This window comes from Pantoea sp. NPDC088449 (genome assembly GCF_044753225.1).
Lineage (GTDB): Bacteria > Pseudomonadota > Gammaproteobacteria > Enterobacterales > Enterobacteriaceae > Pantoea > Pantoea floridensis.
Genome location: NZ_JBIVMT010000004.1, coordinates 558,996 through 580,351, shown reverse-complemented (window position 1 = coordinate 580,351; position 21,356 = coordinate 558,996). Strand labels below are relative to the sequence as shown.

Annotated in this window: 18 protein-coding genes and 5 tRNA genes; 5 read left to right on the top strand and 18 right to left on the bottom strand. The window is 50.8% G+C overall.

Annotated elements, in window-relative coordinates; translation table 11 throughout:
* The first annotated feature begins 35 nt into the window (after positions 1 to 35).
* Together ACIP6T_RS19925 and ACIP6T_RS19920 are read left to right on the top strand one after the other, a co-directional pair.
* A complete protein-coding gene (locus tag ACIP6T_RS19925) occupies positions 36 to 830 on the top strand; it encodes an inner membrane protein YpjD (RefSeq protein WP_400458549.1) in 795 nt (264 codons plus the stop codon).
* Positions 831 to 840: 10 nt separating this feature from the next.
* A complete protein-coding gene (locus ACIP6T_RS19920) occupies positions 841 to 2,127 on the top strand; it encodes an HlyC/CorC family transporter (protein WP_345828580.1) in 1,287 nt (428 codons plus the stop codon).
* Between the two features lie 64 nt (positions 2,128 to 2,191).
* Here the strand turns inward: ACIP6T_RS19920 and luxS are convergent, their stop codons facing one another.
* The 15 genes from luxS to tam form a co-directional block, all read right to left on the bottom strand.
* Positions 2,192 to 2,707, bottom strand: coding sequence for an S-ribosylhomocysteine lyase (gene luxS, locus ACIP6T_RS19915; protein WP_097096310.1), 516 nt, complete (start codon positions 2,705 to 2,707; stop codon positions 2,192 to 2,194).
* Between the two features lie 150 nt (positions 2,708 to 2,857).
* Complete coding sequence (gene gshA / locus ACIP6T_RS19910; protein WP_097096309.1) at positions 2,858 to 4,462, bottom strand: glutamate--cysteine ligase; 1,605 nt, start codon at positions 4,460 to 4,462, stop codon at positions 2,858 to 2,860.
* 31 nt (positions 4,463 to 4,493) lie between these two features.
* The gene (locus tag ACIP6T_RS19905; protein ID WP_097096308.1) at positions 4,494 to 4,922 is read right to left on the bottom strand and encodes a YqaA family protein; all 429 of its coding nucleotides are present in this window, start codon (positions 4,920 to 4,922) and stop codon (positions 4,494 to 4,496) included.
* On the bottom strand, positions 4,919 to 5,485 hold the full coding sequence (gene yqaB, locus ACIP6T_RS19900) for a fructose-1-phosphate/6-phosphogluconate phosphatase (protein ID WP_097096307.1): 567 nt from the start codon (positions 5,483 to 5,485) through the stop codon (positions 4,919 to 4,921). Before yqaB ends, ACIP6T_RS19905 begins: the two co-directional genes overlap by 4 nt.
* Positions 5,486 to 5,726: 241 nt before the next feature.
* Positions 5,727 to 5,803 (bottom strand) — tRNA-Arg (locus ACIP6T_RS19895).
* Positions 5,804 to 5,846: 43 nt separating this feature from the next.
* Positions 5,847 to 5,923: transfer RNA gene (locus ACIP6T_RS19890), tRNA-Arg, on the bottom strand.
* Between the two features lie 189 nt (positions 5,924 to 6,112).
* A tRNA-Arg gene (locus ACIP6T_RS19885) sits at positions 6,113 to 6,189 on the bottom strand.
* 85 nt (positions 6,190 to 6,274) lie between these two features.
* Positions 6,275 to 6,351: transfer RNA gene (locus ACIP6T_RS19880), tRNA-Arg, on the bottom strand.
* A gap of 8 nt (positions 6,352 to 6,359) precedes the next feature.
* Positions 6,360 to 6,452: transfer RNA gene (locus ACIP6T_RS19875), tRNA-Ser, on the bottom strand.
* Positions 6,453 to 6,767: 315 nt separating this feature from the next.
* A complete protein-coding gene (gene csrA, locus ACIP6T_RS19870; protein ID WP_004155916.1) occupies positions 6,768 to 6,953 on the bottom strand; it encodes a carbon storage regulator CsrA in 186 nt (61 codons plus the stop codon).
* 249 nt (positions 6,954 to 7,202) lie between these two features.
* Positions 7,203 to 9,830 (bottom strand): alanine--tRNA ligase, encoded by a 2,628-nt coding sequence (gene alaS / locus ACIP6T_RS19865; protein ID WP_400458542.1) that lies wholly within the window; start codon positions 9,828 to 9,830, stop codon positions 7,203 to 7,205.
* A 135-nt stretch (positions 9,831 to 9,965) separates the two neighbouring features.
* Positions 9,966 to 10,478 carry a regulatory protein RecX gene (locus ACIP6T_RS19860; RefSeq protein ID WP_400458540.1) on the bottom strand — a complete coding sequence of 171 codons (513 nt, stop codon included), beginning with the start codon at positions 10,476 to 10,478 and terminating at the stop codon, positions 9,966 to 9,968.
* A gap of 116 nt (positions 10,479 to 10,594) precedes the next feature.
* A complete protein-coding gene (gene recA, locus ACIP6T_RS19855; protein ID WP_345828557.1) occupies positions 10,595 to 11,665 on the bottom strand; it encodes a recombinase RecA in 1,071 nt (356 codons plus the stop codon).
* 92 nt (positions 11,666 to 11,757) lie between these two features.
* Positions 11,758 to 12,252 carry a nicotinamide-nucleotide amidase gene (gene pncC / locus ACIP6T_RS19850; protein WP_097096304.1) on the bottom strand — a complete coding sequence of 165 codons (495 nt, stop codon included), beginning with the start codon at positions 12,250 to 12,252 and terminating at the stop codon, positions 11,758 to 11,760.
* A gap of 102 nt (positions 12,253 to 12,354) precedes the next feature.
* Positions 12,355 to 13,131 carry a trans-aconitate 2-methyltransferase gene (tam, locus tag ACIP6T_RS19845; RefSeq protein WP_400458537.1) on the bottom strand — a complete coding sequence of 259 codons (777 nt, stop codon included), beginning with the start codon at positions 13,129 to 13,131 and terminating at the stop codon, positions 12,355 to 12,357.
* Positions 13,132 to 13,295: 164 nt separating this feature from the next.
* Here tam and ACIP6T_RS19840 point away from each other — a divergent pair, with 164 nt between their 5' ends.
* Entirely contained in the window at positions 13,296 to 14,183 is an 888-nt protein-coding gene (locus ACIP6T_RS19840) for a dihydrodipicolinate synthase family protein (protein WP_400458535.1), read from the top strand.
* Positions 14,184 to 14,215: 32 nt separating this feature from the next.
* On the opposite strand, the gene ACIP6T_RS19835 is transcribed toward ACIP6T_RS19840, so the two are convergent.
* Together ACIP6T_RS19835 and mltB are read right to left on the bottom strand one after the other, a co-directional pair.
* Entirely contained in the window at positions 14,216 to 14,551 is a 336-nt protein-coding gene (locus ACIP6T_RS19835) for a zinc ribbon domain-containing protein YjdM (protein WP_400458533.1), read from the bottom strand.
* A gap of 85 nt (positions 14,552 to 14,636) precedes the next feature.
* Complete coding sequence (gene mltB, locus ACIP6T_RS19830; RefSeq protein WP_400458531.1) at positions 14,637 to 15,719, bottom strand: lytic murein transglycosylase B; 1,083 nt, start codon at positions 15,717 to 15,719, stop codon at positions 14,637 to 14,639.
* A gap of 449 nt (positions 15,720 to 16,168) precedes the next feature.
* Here mltB and ACIP6T_RS19825 point away from each other — a divergent pair, with 449 nt between their 5' ends.
* On the top strand, positions 16,169 to 17,110 hold the full coding sequence (locus ACIP6T_RS19825; RefSeq protein WP_400458529.1) for a fimbrial protein: 942 nt from the start codon (positions 16,169 to 16,171) through the stop codon (positions 17,108 to 17,110).
* Positions 17,111 to 17,664: 554 nt separating this feature from the next.
* Positions 17,665 to 20,226: a DNA mismatch repair protein MutS gene (mutS, locus tag ACIP6T_RS19820; RefSeq protein WP_400458527.1), complete on the top strand. Its 2,562-nt coding sequence runs from the start codon at positions 17,665 to 17,667 to the stop codon at positions 20,224 to 20,226.
* Between the two features lie 108 nt (positions 20,227 to 20,334).
* Here mutS and rpoS read toward each other — a convergent pair whose 3' ends face one another.
* Positions 20,335 to 21,333 carry an RNA polymerase sigma factor RpoS gene (gene rpoS, locus ACIP6T_RS19815; RefSeq protein ID WP_097096268.1) on the bottom strand — a complete coding sequence of 333 codons (999 nt, stop codon included), beginning with the start codon at positions 21,331 to 21,333 and terminating at the stop codon, positions 20,335 to 20,337.
* Between the last annotated feature and the right edge of the window lie 23 nt (positions 21,334 to 21,356).

Below are 21,356 nucleotides of genomic sequence, written 5' to 3'. Positions count from 1 at the left end.
TTTTTTCCTTATCTGACCGATATCTGAAAGGATCTATGTTCGTTTTCGCGATCGTGGCGCTGTTCGCCTACTCCCTCAGCCTTGCATTGATCATTCCCAGCCTGCTTAAACGCAATGGTGGCTGGCGTCGTTTTGCCGTACTTTCAGCCTGCGTGGCGCTGATTGCGCACGCCATTGCCTTGCAGCAGCGCATTTTTGCCGTCGATAACGGGCAAAACCTTAGCCTGCTGAATATTGGCTCGTTAGTTAGCCTGCTGATCTGCGCCATCATGACGATTGTCGCCTCGCGTAATCGCGGCTGGCTGCTGCTACCGATTGTTTACGGCTTTGCGCTGATCAATCTGGCCTTTGCCACTTTTGTGCCGAATGCCTTTATCACTCATCTGGAAACCACTCCGGGCATGATGGTGCACATCGGCCTGTCGCTGTTTGCCTATGCCACGTTAATTATTGCTGCACTTTATGCATTGCAGTTGGCGTGGATTGACTACCAGCTGAAAAATAAGAAGCTGGCTTTCACCCAGGATATGCCACCGCTGCTCAGTATTGAGCGTAAGATGTTTCACATTACGCAAATCGGCGTGGTGCTATTAACGCTGGTGCTCTGCACCGGTCTGTTCTTTATGCACAACCTGTTTAGCGCCGAGAACGTGGATAAGGCGGTTCTCTCCATCATTGCCTGGTTTGTCTATATTGTTTTGCTCTGGGGACACTATCACGAAGGCTGGCGCGGACGCCGCGTCGTATGGTTTAACTGCGGCGGTGCGCTGCTGCTGACCATGGCCTACTTTGGCAGTCGCGTGCTTCAGCACCTGCTCACATCTCACTAAGGATTTTGTGTTGGAACACGTTTCAACCACCACGCTGATCATTACGCTGGTCATCATGGTGCTGGTCTCTGCGTATTTCTCCGGTTCAGAGACCGGTATGATGACGCTCAACCGTTACAAGCTGCGCCATAAAGCGAAAAGCGGTAACCGCGGCGCACGCCGTGTGGAAAAATTACTGCGTCGCCCCGATCGCCTGATCAGCCTGGTTTTAATCGGCAACAACCTCGTCAATATCCTCGCTTCCGCTCTCGGCACTATTGTTGGTATGCGCCTGTATGGCGATGCTGGCGTAGCGATTGCTACCGGTATCCTGACGTTTGTGGTGCTGGTATTTGCTGAAGTGCTGCCGAAGACGATTGCTGCGCTTTATCCAGAGAAGGTGGCCTATCCAAGCAGTGTGTTACTGGCGCCACTGCAATATGTGATGCTGCCGCTGGTGTGGCTGCTGAATACCATCACCAGGATTTTAATGCGTATGGTGGGCATTAAAACCGATGGTTCAATCAATTCAGCGCTCAGCAAAGAAGAGCTGCGCACCATTGTGCATGAGTCACGCTCGCTGATGTCGCGTCGCAATCAGGACATGCTGCTCTCAGTACTCGATCTGGAGAAAGTCAGCGTGGACGACATTATGGTGCCACGCAATGAAATCGTCGGCATCAACGTCAATGACGACTGGAAATCCATTGTGCGTCAACTTAGTCATTCGCCACATGGACGCATCGTTCTGTTCCGCGATTCACTGGACGATTGCGTCGGCATGCTGCGCGTACGTGAAGCATGGCGCATGATGACCGAGAAAAAAGAGTTCAACAAAGATCGTCTGTTGCGTGCTGCCGATGAAATTTACTATGTGCCTGAAGGCACGCCGCTTAACGTACAACTGGTAAAATTTCAGCGTAATAAGAAGAAAGTCGGTCTTGTCGTGGATGAATATGGTGATATCAAAGGATTAGTGACCATTGAAGACATACTGGAAGAGATCGTGGGCGATTTCACCACTTCAATGTCGCCGTCTCTCGCCGAAGAGGTAATGCCCCAAAATGACGGCTCCGTTATCATTGAAGGTAGCGCCAACGTGCGTGAAATCAATAAAGCCTTCAACTGGACATTGCCGGAAGAGGATGCCCGCACCATTAACGGCATGCTGCTGGAAGCGCTGGAAGAGATTCCGCTGGTCGATACGCGCGTTACGCTAGGTGCTTACGATATTGATATCCTCGATGTGCAGGACAACATGGTTAAGCAGATACGCATCACGCCGCATCATGCGCTGAAATCCTCCATTGGATCCTGAAGTCAGCAAACAAAAACGCCGCGATAATCGCGGCGTTTTTCATTGTGCATAAGCACCATTTCAACTAAATGTGCAGCTCTTTCAACTTCTCAGCCGGAAGCTTCAGATCTTCGTTGCGGTTCACGCCAATGTCGTGAGCCAGCACATTGCGCGCGATCTGCTGCGCTTCATCCAGTGAGTGCAGCTTGTAGCTACCGCATTGGTATTCGTTCAGTTCAGGAATCTGACTCTGCTCTTTAACCTTCAGCACATCTTCCATCGCGCCTTTCCAGGCTTTTGCCACGCGCTGCTCGTCAGGCGTACCAATCAGGCTCATGTAGAAACCGGTGCGGCAGCCCATTGGCGAGATATCAACGATTTCTACGCCATCACCATTCAGGTGATTACGCATAAAGCCGGCAAACAGATGCTCCAGCGTATGAATGCCACGCTCAGTCAGAATGTCGATATTCGGACGGCAGAAACGCAGGTCGAAAACGGTGATGGTATCGCCATGCGGAGTCTTCATGGTTTTTGCTACGCGCACTGCGGGTGCGCCCATGATGGTGTGATCAACAGTAAAACTATCCAGTAGTGGCATACGTCACCTCCTGTTTTGGAATTTTTTTTAAAACGATGAAACTTTTCTGTTCGCCCAACGTCTGAATATATGAAAGACGCGCATTTGTTATCATCATCCCTGACAACAGAGATGTTAATTTTGGCCACATTGATGTGGCCATTTTCTTTTCTAGCCTTCGCGACCTGCAAGGTAGCTTTCGAAATCCAGCGTATCGCTCTCTTCCAGCTTCTCTTGTGCCTGTACCGATTCCCGCGCCTGACGACTAAAATCATCTTCAGTAAGAATCTCTAGCGACTCCTCGCACAACAGATGACGATATTGTTCCGCCAATGCCACGCCTGCGCCGGTCAAACCGTTTTCTTTGATGGCATGGAGGATGCGCGCCGAATAGGTTAGCTCAGGATCGTCAAATGATGCCACCAGTTGATCGCAAACCTGTTGATATTGCGTGTTGCCATGATTGCTGTCGAGGACTTCCGCCACGCGACGCAGATCGGCAAACAGAGCCTTGCCCACTTCAACCAGCGTGTGTTCTGTTTCGCTACAGCCCACAGCAATAACCTGACCCGGCTTACGCCCTTCCATCACGACGCGATTCCAGTTATTACGCGTACACAGAAGCTCATCTGAACTCATTTCTGGCGCATCGGCCAGCGTACACCAAATCAGGAACAGATCGAGGAAACGTGCCTGATCGGCATCTACACCGATTGCGGAGAATGGGTTGATATCCAGTGAGCGCACTTCAATGTATTCGATACCGCCGCGCAGCAACGCATCGGACGGTGCCTCGCCTGAACGCGTCACGCGTTTCGGACGAATCGGCGCATACAGCTCATTTTCAATCTGCAGCACATTGGTATTCAGCTGTAGCCAGTTGCCTTCGGCATCTTTGGTGCCCATCGCCGCATACTCTTCCGACGGCGTTTTAATCGCTGCTTTCAGAGCCGCTACGTAGCCTTCCAGCGAGTTGAAGGTGATGCCTAATCCGCTCTGCGATTTATTGGTGTAACCCAGATCGCTTAAGCGCAATGACGTAGCGTGAGGTAGCCACAACGTCCCCTTGCCATCAGTTTCAAACGGCAACGTACTTTCACGCCCCTGCAGGAAAGAGGAGCAGATTGCCGGTGAGGCACCAAACAGATACGGAATCACCCAGCCAAAGCGATAATAGTTGCGAATTAAGCGCAGATAGCCAGCAGAGATGGTCTCTTTACCGCTTTCTGCATCTTTCACATCCGCCCATTCCTGCCAGAACGACAGCGGCAGCGAAAAGTTGTAATGCACGCCAGAGATGATCTGCATTAGCGCGCTGTAACGGTTTTTAAGCCCCTGTCGATACAACGTTTTCATTTTGCCGATATTAGAGCTGCCATACTGCGCTAGCTCAATGCTATTAACGTCATCAATGTAGCCAGGCATGCTAAAAGGCCACAAACGTTCCTCGCCCAATTCACGCGCCACATGACGGTGAATATCACGCAGGAAGGCCAGCGATCGATCGATGTCCTGATCAACTGGCGTGATGAACTCCATCAGCGTTTCAGCAAAATCGGTGGTAATCCAATCGTGCTTGAGCGCGGAACCGAGTGACTCAGGATGTCCTGTCGTTGCCAGGTGACCATCGGGCTTGACGCGTAATGATTCGCGCTCAATACCACGGCCGATACCCTTTAACGCGTCAGGATGCGCTTCCAGCCAGGAAAGCGCCTTTGATACGTCCGGGATCACATTAACCTCCCGCTGTGTGAATAATTTATTTTTGTTCAGCATAATGTTAACCGTAGCCTCGAATCTGTGCGAATCAATGCCACCATTGCAAAGTTTGTAAGGTGGCAGTCGCGATAACGATATAACGCAGCGTTTTACCGATGGTGAGGAACAGCACCGAAGGCAGCCAGGCAAAGCGTAACCAACCTGCAAGCACGCAAAGTAAGTCGCCCACTACCGGCAGCCAGCTAAAAATCAGTGCTGCAGGTCCCAATCGGTGTAACCACGTCATTGCTGTGTCGTGCCATCGCCCTTGCTTTTTAAGCGGCATCAGGCGACCAAGAAGAATGTTGGTCAGGCCACCCAGCGTGTTTCCCACTGATGCAGCCAATAACAATCCATAAACCGAGCCCTTTTGAGCGATCAGCAGTGCTACCAGCACCGCTTCCGAGCTTCCCGGTAACAGGGTTGCGCTCAGAAAGCTACTGCCGAATAACGATCCATAGGTCAGGAATTCATTCACAGTAAACGGACATCAACCACGTCCATGCCTGCTGCTTTAGCGGCTTGTACGCCAAAGTCAGCATCCTCAAACACCACACAGCGCTCGGGCGCGATACCCATCAATTCGGCGCAGCGTAAAAAGGTATCCGGTTGCGGTTTATGACGCTGTACGTCATCAGCCCCGACAACCGCATCAAACAGGTGGTAAACACCTAACTCTTCAAGCAGTGCTTTCGCCAGACTGTGCTCGCTGCCGGTGCCTACCGCCATCGGACGACGACCATGATAAGCCTTGACGACGTCCATCAACGGAAGCGGGCGCACATCATCCAACAGCATTGCTTTCAGTGCAGCGGTTTTTTCCGCCGCCAGCAGATGTGGATCGTGACTGGCATTATTCTGCTCAACAATGAACTGCGCCAGTTGCCAGGTTGGCGCACCGTTGAAACCCACCATTTTTTCTTCATCCATGGTGAAACCATAGCGGCTCAACACCTGCTGCCAGGCTTTTCGATGTGTCGGCTCAGTATCGAGAATGGTGCCGTCCATATCGAAAATCAGGGCGTCATATTGGTCGTACATTGTCACTCCGTCGAGTACCACAAAATGAGCCATTACTTTAGCGTAATGCGCTCAGGTTGTCGCCAGGCGCGCTTAACCGCAAATGCTTTGAAAGCATTAGCATTTTTCGTTTTAGGAAAAAGGTCAGAGTGCAATGCCGAAGATAAACGCCGGTTAATTCAGCGATTTTTTTACAAGTTGATTTGATTGCCGCAGGATTCAGAAACTGAGAGTCAAAAACAGAAAAGTATCGAAGAAGAGATGGTGCATCCAGGAGGATTCGAACCTCCGACCGCTCGGTTCGTAGCCGAGTACTCTATCCAGCTGAGCTATGGATGCATCGAGTTACCGCTGAAGAAATTTTGAGAGGTTTGAAGAGGAATGGTGCATCCAGGAGGATTCGAACCTCCGACCGCTCGGTTCGTAGCCGAGTACTCTATCCAGCTGAGCTATGGATGCATTGAGGTTTTCTTACGATGGACTAACTGAAACAACCTGAGGATGATACTAAGAATGGTGCATCCAGGAGGATTACTCGGCTACCGCCTCGCCCTTCAGGCCGTTGCTAAAGCAACGTTATCCTCCTTAGTGTTTACTGAACGTTTATCACGCCATGACACACTGAGGCACTTTCCATATTCGAGAATATGGTGCATCCAGGAGGATTCGAACCTCCGACCGCTCGGTTCGTAGCCGAGTACTCTATCCAGCTGAGCTATGGATGCATCGAATTAATTCTTGTACAACGCAGGGTGCTAACAACTCACCATGAAAGGAACTGCTCGTTCACTCTTACTTCATCTTTCCGAATGGTGCATCCAGGAGGATTCGAACCTCCGACCGCTCGGTTCGTAGCCGAGTACTCTATCCAGCTGAGCTATGGATGCATCGGAAATGGCGGTGAGGCGGGGATTCGAACCCCGGATGCAGCTTTTGACCGCATACTCCCTTAGCAGGGGAGCGCCTTCAGCCTCTCGGCCACCTCACCTTACGCGTTCTTCCGAACCGTGCTTCTGAACTTGTTTCTGCTCATCGGCACTGCGTGGCGCACATATTACTTTCCCGGACTTATAAGTCAAACATTTATTTCCAGCCATTTGTTTGATTGCACAAATGACACTCAATTCGGATGTTTTGACGACAAAAAGAGTGATTTATCAACAAAGAAAGGACGTTACAGATAATAAAATGGGAACAAAGACATTCAGGAACGCGAAAGGAAGATGAGAGAGAAAGAGAGAGAAAAGGCAGAAAGATAGAGGAAACCGGTAGCGCCTCGCTGATTAGCGAGGCGCTGAATCCGTTAGTAACTCGTTTGCTGAGTTTTTTCGGCTTGAATACGCTGATAGATCTCTTCGCGATGTACCGAAACTTCTTTAGGCGCGTTAACACCAATGCGGACTTGGTTACCCTTAACACCCAGCACCGTTACAGTCACCTCATCGCCAATCATGAGGGTTTCACCAACTCGACGAGTTAGAATAAGCATTCTTTGCTCCTTGAAAGATTAAAAGAGTCGGGCTTGTTCGGTCTCCCGGCCGTATCCATCATATAACGCTGAACAATGCCTATGACAAATACACCATTGTGCTTCGCCATGCCAATACATTCTGCTGATAGTTAGTTTAGCCGAAATACACTACATCAACCGGACTTTGTCATTACCTGGTGCGCACCGCGTTAAAAAAGCGCCAGAAAACGGGCTTCTGGCGCTTATCACAATGCGAAGTTTTATACGTTACAGTCGGTTACTGACCCATTCCTGCACGCCAGCCAGCGCGCCAGCCAGCGCCTGCGGATCGGTTCCGCCTGCCTGAGCCATATCTGGGCGACCACCGCCTTTACCGCCAACCTGAGAGGCCAGTTCGCCCACCAGTTCGCCAGCTTTTACGCGGTCAGTGAGATCTTTGGTCACGCCAGCAATCAGTGAAACTTTTCCTTCATCAACGGTTGCCAGCACGATAATGGCAGAACCTAACTGGTTTTTCAGATCGTCAACCATGGTACGCAACATTTTTGGCTCAACATTGCTCAGTTCTTTCACTAACAACTTAGTGCCTTTAATTTCAACTGCTTTGCTGCTCAGTGAAGCGCTTTCCTGCGCTGCTTGCTGATCGCGAAGTTGTTGTAACTCTTTTTCCAGCGCGCGGACGTGATCAACCAGGCCGCGCACTTTCTCGTTGAGATTACTGCTGTTGGCCTTCACCAGCTGCGCGACATCCTGCAACTGTTGGCTCTGCGCATTAATTTGCGCCAGTGCGCCTTCACCCGTTACGGCTTCGATACGACGTACACCGGCCGCAGTACCCGATTCAGACTGAATACGGAACAGACCGATATCACCGGTACGAAGTGCGTGGATACCACCACACAGCTCGGTAGAGAAATCGCCCATGGTCAGCACACGGACGCGCTGATCATATTTCTCGCCAAACAGCGCCATTGCGCCTTTCTGTTTCGCGTCGTCGAGGTCCATGATCTCCGTTTCAACCGCAAGGTTGCGGCGAATCTGCGCATTGACAATATCCTCAACCTGACGGATTTCCTGCGGCTTCATCGCCTCAAAATGCGAGAAGTCGAAACGCAGATACTTGTCGTTAACCAGTGAGCCTTTCTGTCCAACGTGGTCACCTAAAACCTGACGCAGCGCAGCATGCAGCAAGTGCGTGGCGGAGTGGTTCAGTCGGATGCGTGCGCGGCGAGCTTCATCAACCTGCGCATGTAAACGATCGCCAACGCGTAATTGACCGTGGCTCAGCTTACCGATATGACCAATCGCTTTACCATACTTCTGCGTATCCTGAACGCTAAATTCAGCATTCTGCCCAGTCAGCACGCCGGTATCGCCAACCTGTCCACCCGACTCGCCGTAAAATGGCGTTTCCTCGAGAACGACAACCGCATCCTGGCCTGCGTCAATCTGCTCAACTTGCTGGCCATCAACGAACAGTGCCTGAACAACAGCATTCAGTTCCAGATGGTCATAACCTTTAAAGTTGGTCGCAGCATCAATGCGGATAACATTGTTGTAGTCAGCACCAAAACCACTGGCTTCACGCGCGCGCTGGCGTTGTTGTTCCATTGCCGCTTCAAAGCCCGCTTCATCGATCTTCAGATTGCGTTCGCGGCACACATCAGCCGTCAGATCCGCCGGGAAGCCGAAGGTATCGTACAAACGGAAGACCGTTTCGCCGTCAAGCGTATCGCCCTGCAATTTCGCCAGTTCATCATCCAGCAGCGCCAGTCCACGCTCCAGAGTTTTAGCAAACTGCTCTTCTTCATTTTTCAGCGCATTTTCAACATGCTTCTGCTGACGCTTCAGATCTTCACCCGCTGCGCCCATCACTTCAATCAATGGCGCTACCAGCTTGTAAAAGAAAGCATCTTTCGCCCCCAGCATGTTGCCATGACGCACTGCGCGACGAATGATACGACGCAATACATAGCCGCGGTTTTCATTCGACGGGATCACACCATCGGCGATCAGGAAGGCGCAAGAGCGAATATGGTCAGCAATAACGCGCAGCGACTTATTATCCAGATCGGTCGCACCAGTCACCTGCGCAACGGATTTGATCAATTTGGCAAAAAGGTCGATTTCGTAGTTGGAGTTAACGTGCTGCAACACCGCAGCAATACGCTCCAGCCCCATACCGGTATCGACGGAAGGTTTTGGCAGCGGCTGCATGGTACCGTCGGCCTGACGGTTAAACTGCATAAAGACGATGTTCCAGATCTCGATGTAACGATCGCCATCCTCTTCCGGGCTGCCCGGAGGGCCACCCCAGATATGATCGCCATGATCGTAGAAAATCTCGGTACACGGGCCACAAGGGCCAGTGTCGCCCATCTGCCAGAAATTATCAGATGCGTAGGCGCTACCTTTGTTGTCACCGATACGGATAATACGCTCACGCGGTACACCAATATCGTTGGCCCAAATTTCAAAGGCTTCATCGTCAGTTTCATAGACGGTCACCCAGAGACGCTCTTTTGGCAGCTTAAACCACTGCTCACCCGTCAGCAGTTCCCATGCATAAGCGATCGCCTCTTTCTTGAAGTAATCGCCAAAGCTGAAGTTGCCCAACATTTCAAAGAAGGTGTGGTGACGCGCCGTGTAGCCCACGTTTTCTAAATCGTTATGCTTGCCACCGGCACGTACACAACGTTGGGACGTAGTTGCACGGCTATAGTCGCGCTTGTCCTGCCCGAGGAAAACGTCTTTAAACTGGACCATTCCGGCATTGGTAAACAGCAATGTCGGATCGTTGTTTGGCACGAGGGAGCTACTAGCTACAACCTGATGCCCCTTGCTATGAAAAAAATCGAGAAACGCTTGACGGATCTCAGCAGTGCTCTTGCTCATAAAATTCCTGGAATCACGCTAACGAACGTTCCCTTTCGCAGACAAACCACATCCATCCGGCCTGCCGCTGATTGAGGAACAAAAAGTGGGAATAAGATAAATTTTCTTCAGTGGGAAGTAAAATCACATCGCCTTTCAGTCGTCACTATTTCTGAAAACAGCCTGAATATCTTCCATCATAAAGCCTTTTGACATTAAAAAGCGCTGCACTTTGCTTTTCTCAGCCCAGGTTTGGGGCAATGGCTCGCCAAACTTGCGCCTGGCGAGATCGGCAGCACACTGGCTCCAGTCAACCTCTGTATCAAATAGAGCCTGGTTAATCTCGTCCCGGTCGATCCCTTTTTGCTGCAGCTCCATCCGGACGCGCTGAGGACCATACCCCTTTCGGGCACGGCTTTGAATGAAGCGTTCAGTAAAGCGCTGGTCGTTTAACCATCCGCTTTCCTGACACCAGTCGAGAACTTTCTCCAGTAACTCTTCTGGAATCGGTATGTTTTCTTGCTGCTGTAGGTAAGCGGCGCGTTGGGAAGAGAGCTGAAGTTTACGCTTCAACTCTTCGCGGCTATGGTCACGCTGCGCAAGAATGCGCATGGCACGGTCGAGTAAACGGGAATATGTTGGTGCAGGTGCCGCTGATGATGATGACATGTGATCAACCTTGTTCTAACCGTCGTGCAGGGTCGCAGGGTAAAGCAAGAAGACGAGGAGGAAAAGCGCTGGCGGGGGAAAAGCAAAACGGGAGCATTTCTGCTCCCGTTGTTATTTTAGAAATCTTCGTTGGTTTCGCTAGCTTCTTCGCGATCCTCAGCAGAGATAGTCGCAGTCTCTGCCGCCGCGGCATCTCCGCTCAACAGCAAGTCACGTAACTTCTTGTCGATTTCATTAGCGATCGCCGGATTCTCTTTGAGGAAGTTGGTTGAGTTCGCTTTACCTTGACCAATTTTCTCACCGTTATAGCTGTACCACGCACCGGCTTTTTCAACCAGTTTGTGTTTCACGCCAAGATCCACCAATTCACCAAAGGTGTTAATACCTTCGCCGTACATGATCTGGAATTCAGCCTGCTTAAACGGTGCCGCAATTTTGTTCTTCACGACTTTCACGCGGGTTTCGCTACCCACCACTTCATCGCCCTCTTTGATCGCACCGATGCGGCGGATATCCAAGCGGACAGAGGCGTAGAATTTCAGTGCATTACCACCGGTTGTGGTTTCTGGGTTACCGAACATCACACCAATTTTCATACGAATCTGGTTTATGAAGATCAGCAGCGTGTTGGACTGCTTCAGGTTACCGGCCAGCTTACGCATCGCCTGGCTCATCATACGCGCGGCCAGACCCATATGCGAATCACCGATCTCGCCTTCAATTTCCGCTTTCGGCGTCAGTGCTGCCACGGAGTCGACGATGATCACGTCAACCGCACCTGAGCGTGCCAGCGCATCACAGATCTCCAGCGCTTGCTCGCCGGTGTCCGGCTGCGAGCACAGCAGGTTGTCGATATCGACACCCAGTTTTTTTGCATACACGGGATCCAGCGCGTGTTCAGCATCGATAAAGGCGCAGGTTTTGCCTTTGCGCTGCGCGGCAGCAATAACCTGCAGGGTCAGCGTAGTTTTGCCTGAAGATTCTGGTCCGTAAATCTCAACGATACGTCCCATCGGCAAGCCACCCGCGCCAAGCGCGATATCCAGTGACAGTGAACCCGTAGAGATGGTTTCGACATCCATTGAGCGGTCTTCACCCAAGCGCATGATGGAGCCTTTACCAAATTGCTTCTCAATCTGGCCCAGTGCGGCAGCTAAAGCCTTCTGTTTATTCTCGTCGATCGCCATTTCTACTCCTAATCATACTGGGTGAGCCGACATCAAGTATGTCGCTCGTTCTGTTGCTGCTAATTATACTGTATGGTCATACAGTATCAAGTTTAATTTGTCAGAAATTCATCAAGCAGTGTTTGTAGCGCCCAAGCTACTGACTGACGACGTACTGCATCCCGGTCACCGGCAAAGATCTTACGCTGCGCTAATACGCGCCCCTCTGGACCCGCAATAGCAAACCAGACGGTACCCACTGGTTTATCGACAGAGCCGCCATCCGGTCCCGCAATGCCACTGACAGCAATTGCGTATTCTGCCGACGCTGCCTGTCTGGCGCCGCTTGCCATTTCACGCACAGTTTGTTCGCTAACGGCGCCATACTGCTCTAATGTCGTACGATGTACGCCCACCATCTGCTGCTTAGCTTCATTACTGTACGTCACGAAACCGCGCTCAAACCAGGCGGAGCTTCCGCTAATGTCAGTAAACACTTTGGCAATCCAGCCCCCGGTACACGATTCCGCCGCGGTTACCGTGGCCTTACGTCTCTTCAACTGCTCGCCAATGTGGCGACTTAAGTGCTGTAACTGTTCATCGTTCATTGGCTTCTCCCGGTGTGGCGCTTAACGTTAGCAGTAAATGGTGCGCCGAAAAGCCCTTTTCAACCTTGATCGACCAATTCTGCGCACTCGCTTCCAGTTACCTTAACGGGTTTTCACTGCAACCATAAACAGTCGCGGGAAAGCCAGCAAAACCCGGCCATCATTGCGAACAGGATAGGCAGGAATCAGTGCCTGATGGTAATCATGGAGAAAGGCAGCTTGCTGCGCTTCATCCAGCGCCGAGAGGAAAGGACGTAGCCCGGTGGCGCGCAACCAGGTAATGATGCCCTGCGTATCCGCCATCAGGTGATAATAGGTCGTACGCCAGATATCAACCTGACAGCCCGCATCAGTTAACAGATCGTAATAGCGATCGGTGGTAAGCAGCCGTTTGCGGTCGGCCGCCTGCGGCGAAATCAGCCCCTGCCATTTTTCACTCGCAGCGACTTCACGCATCAAGCGGTGTGATGGTTCTTCAAGATTGTCGGGCATTTGAATAGCCAATACGCCACCGACGGCCAGCTGGTTCACCAGATGTGGCAGTAACGTAGGGTGATCGGTTAACCACTGTAATGAAGCGTTTGCATAGATGACCTGCTGCGGTTGCTCGGCTTGCCAGGTGCGAATATCCGCCTGCTGAAAATGGCAATTTGGTAGCCGCTCACGTGCCTGCACCAACATCGCTTCAGAGCTGTCAATGCCGGTTATCTGCGCATTCGGCCAGGCGTGGGTCAACAACTCCGTACTGTTTCCAGGGCCGCAGCCGAGATCGACAGCAAAGCGCACATCTGTGTGCGGTATACGCTCCAATAGCTCTCGCGCCGGACGCGTACGCTCAGATTCGAATTGACGATACAACTGTGGATTCCAGTCTTGCATGGCAATGCTCCTGTCTTGGCTGAAGAGGCACACACTACCTGCTTTTCTCTTCAGAATAGAAAGAGAAAAGTGCGATACCTCACCTTTTTAGCCCCGCCGACTGGTTAGCGTACGTCGATGACACTAAATTAAAACGACGTTTCATTTTTATGATGGAGATAGCTATGTCTGCGCAACCTGTATTAACCGGCGTATGGTGTCCATCAGTGACGCCCTTTGACAGCAACAATAATCTGGATATGGATGCGCTCGGGCGACACTTTTCACGTCTCAGTCAATCGGGTATTGATACCCTGCTGTTGATGGGCAGCATTGGCGAGTTTGCATCGCTTACTCAGCAGGAGCGGCTATTACTGATACGCGAAGCGAGACAACTTTCGCCGCTGACGATGGTGGCCAATGTCTCAAGCACCTGCATCCCGGATATGTTGCAGCTAGCAAATGCCGCCTGGCAAAGCGGGTTTGATGCTGTGATGGTGTTACCCCCCTATTATTATGGGCAGACACAGAAACAGCTGCTGAGCTATTTCAAAGCTCTGGATAAACAGTTAGGCGGCAAATGGTTTGCCTATAATTTTCCTGCACGCACCGGCTGCGATTTAACGCCTAACCTGGTGGCGGAACTGGCGGCAGAGTTGCCTAATTTTATCGGTATTAAAGACACCATGGATTGTTTGTCGCACAACCGTGCGTTAATTGAAGAAACGAAAAAGGTGCGCAGCGATTTCACCGTGCTTTCCGGCTACGACGAATATTTACTGCCCAATCTTTTAGCGGGCGGATCCGGGGTGATTTCAGGATTGAACAATATTGTGCCCGAACTGTTTGCTCGCGCGATGCAGGCCTGGCGTGCGGACGATTTAGCACAGCTCTGTGAGATCCAACAGCGCATCGGAAAACTGATGGCGATTTACAGCATTGGTGATGATTTTGTTACCACCATTAAAACTGCCGTTGCTCGCCGATTTGGCTCCATGAACGCTTACTCGCGCAATTATGGTGGCGAGCTGACAGCGGAACAGTGCGAGGACGTGGATCGTTTGCTGAGTTGAAACAGGCAGGACGGCGCAGTGCCGTCCTGTCATTAGTTCTTTTTCACAAACTCAGATTTGAGTTTCATCGGACCAAAGCCATCAATTTTGCAATCAATATTATGATCGCCTTCGACTAAGCGAATGCTTTTTACTTTGGTACCAATTTTCAGCGTGGAAGAGCTGCCTTTAACCTTAAGATCTTTGACCACGGTAACGCTATCGCCATCCACTAACAGGTTGCCATTCGCATCGCGGACCACTAAACCCTCCGCTGCATCATCGGCATTTGCGGTCCAGATATGTCCACAAGATGGGCAATTCAGGTTATCGCCATCTTGCCAGGTGTAATCAGCCTGGCAGACAGGGCAAGCAGGTAAGGTACTCATAAGCGCTCCTCAGAAGTCGGATGCGGTGAAGATGGCACCGCAAAAGGGGCGCCATCTTATACCCATACACTTTATATGGACAGCATTAAAGCATGTTGCCCTGGCGCGCTTTCGCGACGGCTTCACCTAGCTGCCACACCGCCATGGCATAGTGCGTACTGTGGTTATAGCGCGTGATGGCGTAAAAGTTAGGCAGGCCATACCAATATTGATAACTGGTGCCGAGATCTAAACGCAATAAGCTAACCTGATTGTTTCCGTCCAGGGAGCCCTGCGGCGTTAAACCACTTGCGGCTAATGTGCTTACCGGGTAGCGGGTCTTAAAGCCATTCTCAAGTGCCGGAGCCTGACCGCTGGCGGGCACCGCTACGTTTTCGCCCGCACGCCAGCCATGTTCTTTGAAGTAATTAGCTACGCTGCCAATCGCATCAACCGGATCCCAAAGATTGATATGTCCGTCGCCATTAAAATCGACGGCATACTCTTTATATGAAGACGGCATAAACTGCCCATAGCCCATCGCCCCGGCAAATGAGCCGCGTAGATCCAGCGGATCATCTTGTTCTGTGCGCGCCATCAGCAGGAAGGTCTCCAGTTCGCTGCTAAAGTAGGCCGCACGACGTGGATAGCTGAATGACAGCGTTGCTAATGCATCTAGCAGACGCGTTTTACCCATCACCCTGCCCCAACGTGTTTCCACACCAATAATGCCGACAATGATTTCCGGCGGTACGCCGTAAACCTGCTGGGCGCGTTGGAGCGCATCCTGATACTGATTCCAGAATGCCACGCCATTCTGCACGTTATCCGGCGTAATAAATTTATTGCGATAGCGTATCCACGCGCCATTTGGACCGGTTGGCGGCGTATAGCTCGGGGCCTGCTGATCCATCAGACGTAACACGTAATCCAATCGCTTCGCCTGGCCAATAACGGCATGCAGTTGTTCACGGTTAAAGCCATGTTTTGCCACCATTTGGTCGATAAACTGCTCGGCGGCAGGGTTACCGGCAAAATCGCCAAACATGGGTTGAACAGCATGTGAAGGCTCAAGTAAGAAACCGCCTTTTGGTGCAGGAACAACGGCGGGTTGCTGATGGGATGCAGGCTTACTGCTGCAGGCAGCGAGCAGAATAATAAGCGGGAGAAGAGCAACCTTAAAACGCATTGGATATCCATAAGCCAAGTGAAAACGTAATCACTAATGGTAATCGTTCATCGGAGAGGGATACAGAGCTATGTCTTAAAAAGGTGTCATTTTTTCGCCGTTTTAGAGGATTGCAATAATCATGTATGCCATATCCGCGATTCTTGCTATTTCGAGCAGGAAGAGCTGATTTTTTTACACTCAAAACTTAAGCATTTTCCCACGCAAACCCAGGACATTCCCCTGTTGCCGCTAAAACGGAAAAGAATTTAAACTATCTACAGCAGCAACTTTAAAGTATTACAGGCAATTATCTTCAACAGCACTCAGCGCTGATTTTAGAATGAAGAGTGTAGCAATAGCAGATTTATGCGCGGCATAAAGAATAGTATTTAATATCACTTATGCTTTTGGAAGTAACATTTAAAAAATCAAAAAATGATATATAAGAAGGATAACCAGGGAACAAAATGAAAACGAGAACCTCACTGTTCTATTTTATTCTGGTGACATTATTAATAATCTCAGATTCAGCTTTAGCCGTTTGTAAATGGATGCCCGGCCACACCGGACCGGTAAAAACCTCAGTAAACTTTGGTGATATATATGTCCCCCGCGACGCACCGATTGGGCACATTGTGGCGTCTAAATATGTATTAGGATCAAATAATGCTGTGTTTGTGTGTACCACGGACTGGACTTGGGGGGGAAGAACAGTGCTTTTCAATACGCTAAGTTCATATGGCAACCGGGTATTCAATACTAACATTAGCGGTATTGGGATCAGGATTAAGCAGTCAGGAGCCAATGAATGGGCATATCCTTTTGAAGAAAAGGGCGAAGCAGATAATCCATTCTTTTTACTCAGTTACCAGGTTGAACTAGTCAAAACGAGTGCTAACTCGGTTGGAGCAGGTGAAATTACAACGGGAGAAATTGGTCGGGCGCTGAGTGTGACTGATCCAAGATATTACACCTCATTGTCCTTAACCGGCAGTAATAAAATCATTCCTGTGGCCTGCAGCGTAAAAAATACGGTAATTGATGTCAAACTCGCTAATGTAAGTAGTTTAGACTTTAAGGGCGTTGGAACCACAGCTAAACCGAAAGGGTTTAATATTGACCTCGACTGTGATGAAAATGTCAGAGTCAGCGTTACGCTTGATGGCCCCATCGCTGGTCCAGCTAGTGTCTTAGCCTTAAATGCAGGTGAAGATCAGGCGAAAGGGATTGGCATTCAGTTATTAAAAGGTACAACACCTATAAAATTGGGTTCGCCAGTAGATTTCGGCACGGTGACTAGAGCGGGAAACTTTAGTGTGCCTTTGATTGCTCGCTATTATCAGCTCAGCGACCCTATTGATGGCGGAACCGCCAATGCCAACGCAACATTTACTATGGCCTATAATTGAGGCGCCCCCCAAGCAAGATTAATCTCCTCCCACTTTTTGCGTTACCTGCCGGGAAAGATACGACAGTTAGCCTATTTTGATAGGCATGTCATTCCCCCTCTATTCCCGTTCTGAAGTGATTGTTTAGACAAGCGTGTAATCTTGCGAGCCGCCTCGCGTGCGTGACCAAAACTAGCAAAATCCGATGCATTTCCGGTGGTTACTCTGTTAACGTCTTTCCCGCTGGATATGCATTGAGAGAAGGGCCAGGCCCTTTGAGTAACACATCCCTTTATCCTCAATCCCGCTGGTGAAACTCAGTTGTTGTCAGTGATAAGATACGGCTAATGGTAATCATTTCTGGTTTGATGTTAACCGGTCGCATTTTTGACCGCAGTCGGCCATGATGATGATTTTCACTTACTTTTGCCTCCATCCGTTCAGCACCACCAGGCACTCTTCTGCAAAGTAACCTGGATACATTAGAGATAGAATTTCGATTTTAGGAAGTTAAATCAAAAGCTTATGGTTAGCCATTACGTGCACCTGAAATCAATAAAACAAGTTAGGGTATTATGAAAGAGTCTATTGACAAGGATCTCGCCATCCACACGCCCATGATGCAGCAATACCTGCGCCTGAAGGCCGATCATCCTGACATTCTGCTGTTTTATCGCATGGGCGATTTCTATGAGCTGTTTTACGATGATGCGAAACGCGCCTCGCAGCTGCTGGAAATCTCGTTAACCAAACGCGGTGCATCCGCGGGTGAACCGATCCCAATGGCCGGCGTGCCTTACCATGCAGTAGAAGGTTATCTGGCAAAGCTGGTCCAGCTCGGCGAATCAGTAGCGATCTGTGAGCAGATTGGCGATCCCGCCCTGAGCAAAGGCCCGGTAGAGCGAAAAGTCGTGCGCATTGTTACGCCCGGCACCATCAGTGATGAAGCGTTGCTACAAGAGCGTCAGGATAATCTCCTCGCCGCCATCTTCCAGAGCCAGCGCGGTTTTGGCTATGCAACACTGGATATCAGTTCTGGTCGATTCCGCCTAAGTGAACCTGCCGATTTGGAAACCATGGCAGCCGAGTTGCAGCGCACTAATCCGGCCGAGTTACTCTACCCCGAAGATTTTCAGGCCATGGCGCTGATTGACCAGCGCCGCGGCCTGCGCCGTCGTCCTCTTTGGGAGTATGAAATCGATACTGCGCGCCAGCAGCTCAATCTGCAATTTGGTACCCGCGATCTCAGTGGCTTTGGCGTCGAACAGGCGCATCTTGCCCTGCGCGCCGCAGGATGCCTGTTGCAATATGTCAAAGATACGCAACGCACCTCGCTGCCGCATATCCGCTCGCTGAGTATGGAGCGTCAGCAGGACAGCGTGATTATGGATGCTGCTACGCGCCGTAATCTGGAGATCACTCAGAATCTGGCAGGCGGCATCGAGAATACGCTGGCGGCGATCCTGGATAAAACAGTTACGCCAATGGGCAGCCGCATGCTGAAACGCTGGCTGCATATGCCGCTGCGCGATGTCACCACTATCGCACGCCGTCAGGAATCTATCGCTGAGTTGCAATCGCTTAGTCAGGATTTGCAGCCAGTGTTGCGGCAGGTAGGCGATCTGGAGCGTATTCTGGCGCGCCTGGCACTCCGCACCGCTCGCCCACGCGATCTAGCGCGTATGCGCCACGCTTTCCAGCAGCTCCCGGAATTAAATCAGCTGCTTGAAGGGGCTGAGGCAACTCAGCTGGTCAATCTGCGATCGCAAATGGGTGAGTTCAAGGAACTGCGCGAGCTGCTGGAGCAGGCCATCATTGAATCTCCGCCGGTACTGGTGCGCGACGGTGGCGTGATTGCACCCGGCTATAATGCAGAACTGGATGAATGGCGAGCTTTGGCGGATGGCGCGACCGATTATCTTGATCGTCTGGAGATCCGTGAGCGTGAAAAGCTGGGGCTGGACACGCTCAAAGTCGGCTTTAATGCCATCCACGGCTATTACATTCAGGTTAGTCGCGGACAAAGTCATCTGGTACCAATTCACTACGTACGCCGCCAGACGCTTAAAAATGCCGAGCGTTATATCATTCCTGAACTGAAAGAGTACGAAGACAAAGTTCTGACATCGAAAGGCAAAGCGCTGGCGCTGGAAAAAGGCCTTTATGATGAGTTATTCGATCGCTTATTGCCACATCTCGAAGCGCTGCAAATCAGCGCGGCCGCGCTATCAGAACTGGATGTGTTAGCAAACCTGGCCGAACGTGCCTGGACACTTAATTACTGCCGTCCGGTGTTACAAGAAAAAGCCGGCATTCGTATTACTGCTGGGCGCCATCCTGTGGTTGAACAGGTGCTAAAAGAGCCCTTTATCGCTAACCCGCTATCGCTCTCACCCCAGCGTCGCATGTTGATCATCACCGGGCCGAATATGGGTGGTAAAAGTACCTATATGCGCCAGACTGCATTGATTGCATTAATGGCGTGGATTGGCAGCTATGTGCCGGCGGAAGAGACGGTCATCGGCCCAATTGATCGTATTTTTACCCGCGTTGGTGCAGCCGACGATCTGGCTTCTGGTCGCTCAACCTTTATGGTAGAGATGACTGAAACCGCCAACATTCTGCATAACGCCACCGAAAATAGCCTGGTGTTGATGGATGAAATTGGTCGCGGCACTTCTACCTATGATGGGCTATCGCTGGCATGGGCGTGCGCCGAGAGCCTGGCAAATCGCATTAAGGCCATGACGCTGTTCGCCACCCACTATTTTGAGCTGACAACCCTGCCTGAGAAAATGGAAGGCGTGGTGAATGTGCACCTGGATGCCGTTGAGCATGGCGATACCATCGCCTTTATGCACAGCGTACAGGATGGTGCGGCGAGTAAAAGTTATGGTCTTGCTGTAGCAGCGTTGGCGGGCGTACCTAAAGAGGTAATTAAGCGCGCGCGTAACAAGCTTAAAGAGCTGGAAGCGTTATCTGGCAGTTCTGCTGCATCAACGGTTGAAGGATCACAAATGCAGCTTTTGGTCGCTGAAACCTCTCCGGCAGTCGACGCTCTTGAGGCGCTGGATCCCGATAGTCTAACGCCAAAACAAGCGCTGGAATGGATTTACCGGCTCAAAACGCTGGTCTAGCATTAGCTGGGGATAAACAATCAGTGCATTGCGTATCCTCATAATCGTCTGAATCCAGGAAAAAAAAAGGTGACCTAAAGGTCACCTTTTTTACTGGTTAGTTAACGCTTATTCACGAAACAGTGCTTCAATGTTCAGGCCCTGTGTCTGCAGGATTTCGCGCAGACGACGCAGCCCTTCCACCTGAATCTGACGGACACGTTCACGGGTCAACCCGATTTCACGGCCCACATCTTCCAGCGTTGCCGCTTCATAGCCTAATAGGCCGAAACGACGCGCCAACACTTCACGCTGCTTGGCATTCAGTTCAAACAACCACTTAACGATGCTTTGTTTCATATCATCGTCCTGCGTGGTGTCTTCCGGGCCGTTGTCTTTTTCATCGGCCAGGATATCCAGCAGCGCTTTTTCGGAATCGCCACCTAAAGGTGTATCAACCGAGGTGATGCGCTCGTTGAGACGCAGCATACGGCTGACATCATCAACTGGCTTGTCTAACTGCTCGGCAATTTCTTCAGCACTTGGCTCATGATCAAGCTTGTGCGAAAGTTCACGCGCGGTACGCAGATAAACATTCAGCTCTTTAACAATGTGAATCGGCAGACGGATAGTACGGGTTTGATTCATGATCGCCCGTTCAATTGTCTGACGAATCCACCAGGTGGCGTATGTTGAGAAACGGAACCCACGTTCTGGGTCAAACTTCTCTACAGCGCGAATCAGGCCAAGATTACCCTCTTCAATCAGATCCAGCAGAGCCAGACCACGATTGCTATAACGGCGGGCAATCTTTACCACCAAGCGTAAGTTACTTTCAATCATGCGGCGGCGAGAAGGAATATCACCCCGCAGTGCACGGCGCGCAAAGAAGACTTCTTCTTCTGCCGTCAGCAGTGGTGAGTAACCAATCTCTCCGAGGTAAAGCTGCGTCGCATCCAAAACGCGTTGCGTCGCACCCTGTGACAACAGCTCTTCTTCCGCTACGTCGTTGTTATCACTAGGTTCGTTCTCAACGAGAGCCTTCTCATCAAAAACCTCAGCTCCGTTGTTTTCCTCGAATTCCGCATCTTCATTTAAATCGGTAACTTTCAGCGTATTCTGGTTCATTAGCGGCTCCTACCCGTGATCCA